Here is a 378-nt window from a genome sequence, read left to right on the forward strand (position 1 = left end):
ACCGTCGTGCACCTCACCAATTTTGTGAGACACACCGGTGTAGAAAAGAATACGCTCGGTAGTAGTGGTCTTGCCCGCATCTACGTGCGCACAGATACCGATGTTGCGATAGCGATTAAGAGGAGTCTTACGAGCCACGGTGCTAACCTCGATTCACTGGTTCAAATACAAAAACCGGCCTGTACACAGGCCGGTTTCACTCGCTTGTCTTCTGCCTTTAGAAGCGGAAGTGGGAGAAGGCCTTGTTGGCCTCGGCCATACGATGCACGTCTTCACGTTTCTTCATCGCAGCGCCTTTGCCTTCAGCGGCATCCATCACTTCGCCGGCCAGACGAGCAGGCATGCTCTTCTCACCACGCTTACGTGCAGCATCAACCA

1 protein-coding gene and 1 pseudogene are annotated in these 378 nt (G+C 53.7%); both read right to left on the reverse strand.

The genetic code is table 11. The features are described 5' to 3' along the window. On the reverse strand, positions 1-138 hold a 138-nt coding region (locus A3754_RS26020), incomplete at its 3' end, for a GTP-binding protein (protein ID WP_156496875.1). Between the two features lie 79 nt (positions 139-217). Continuing rightward, a pseudogene (locus A3754_RS06945) lies at positions 218-378 on the reverse strand (30S ribosomal protein S7); the annotation flags it as partial.

It is taken from the genome of Alcanivorax sp. HI0083 (assembly GCF_001635175.1).